Source organism: Mycobacterium sp. TH-M11 (assembly GCF_057473725.1).
In genome coordinates, this window is record NZ_JBYCLD010000252.1 from 1 (window position 1) to 1,540 (window position 1,540).

At 67.1% G+C, this 1,540-nt stretch carries 2 protein-coding genes; both read left to right on the forward strand.

All coding sequences use genetic code 11. From position 1 onward, the window contains the following. Nucleotides 1-768: glutamate decarboxylase (gene gad / locus AC2VOG_RS10435; protein ID WP_486939820.1), on the forward strand; the 768-nt coding region annotated here is incomplete at its 5' end. Between the two features lie 104 nt (nucleotides 769-872). Further along, nucleotides 873-1,540 (forward strand): alanine racemase (locus AC2VOG_RS10440; protein WP_486939821.1); only part of this gene is annotated, 668 nt, incomplete at its 3' end.

The window sequence follows — 1,540 nt, forward strand, 5'->3', positions numbered from 1 at the left end:
GTGGTGGCGATCCTCGGTACCACCTACACCGGCGAACTCGAGCCGATCGCCGAAATCTGCGCGGCGCTGGACAAACTGGCGGCCGGCGGCGGCGTCGACATTCCGGTGCACGTGGACGCCGCCAGCGGCGGTTTCGTGGTGCCATTCCTGAACCCGTCGCTGAAGTGGGACTTTCGGCTACCACGGGTGGTGTCGATCAACGTCAGCGGGCACAAATACGGGTTGACCTATCCAGGTGTGGGCTTTGTGGTGTGGCGCAGCAGCGAGTATCTGCCCGAGGAACTGGTGTTTCACGTCAACTACCTCGGCGGTGACATGCCGACCTTCACGCTGAACTTCTCCCGGCCGGGTAATCAGGTCGTCGGCCAGTACTACAACTTCCTGCGGCTGGGCCGCGAGGGCTACACGCAGGTGATGCAGACCCTGTCGCAGACGGCGCGCTGGCTCGGCGAACAATTGCGGACCGGCGAGCACTGCGAGATCATCTCCGACGGCTCGGCGATTCCGGTGGTCAGCTTCCGGCTGGCCGCGAATCGGGGATACACCGAGTTCGACGTGTCGCATGAGCTGCGCGGATACGGCTGGCAAGTGCCGGCGTACACCATGCCGGACAACGCCACGAACGTATCGGTGCTGCGCATCGTCGTGCGGGAAGGCATGTCGGCCGACCTGGCCCGGGCGTTACACGACGACGCGCGCAGCGCCCTGGCCAGCCTCGACAAGCTCAAGCCCGGTGGGCACTACCAAGCTGGGCACTTCGCGCACTGACCTCGACGTTCGGCGAGAGTGCGACTGGCGACACATCGCGTGAGTGACGGTGTCGGTGGTTGCACTTTCGCGGCGGGCCGCGACTCTCTGGGACAATGGCGGCCGTGTCCGCAACGCCGATCTCCCTGACGCCCGGTGTGCTCGCCGAGTCCGTCGTGGATCTGGGCGCCGTCGCCCACAACGTGCGGGTGCTGCGCGAGCACGCCGGTAACGCGCAGGTGATGGCCGTGGTCAAGGCCGACGGCTACGGCCACGGCGCCGTCGAAGTGGCCCGGACCGCCTTGGCCGCCGGTGCTGCCGAACTCGGTGTCGCCACCGTCGCCGAAGCGCTCGCACTGCGTGCCGCAGGTCTCACCTCGCCCGTGCTGGCCTGGCTGCATCCGCCCCGCATCGACTTCGGTCCGGCGCTGCGGGCCGACGTGCAGATCGCGGTGTCCTCGGCGCGCCAACTCGACGAGGTCGTCGGCGCGGCTCGTCGCACCGGGCGCACCGCAGCGGTGACTCTCAAGGTCGACACGGGGCTGAATCGAAACGGAATCCCGCTGGCGCAGTACCCCTCGATGCTCGACGCGTTGGTGCCCGCCGTCGCCGAGGGCACCATCCGCCTACGCGGCCTGATGTCGCACATGGTGTACGCCGACCAGCCCAACAACCCGATCAATAACCTTCAAGCGCAACGCTTTACCGATATCGTGGCCCTGACGCGCGCGAAGAAGGTGCGGTTCGACGTCGCCCATCTGTCGAATTCCTCGGCCACCATGTCGCGGCCCGA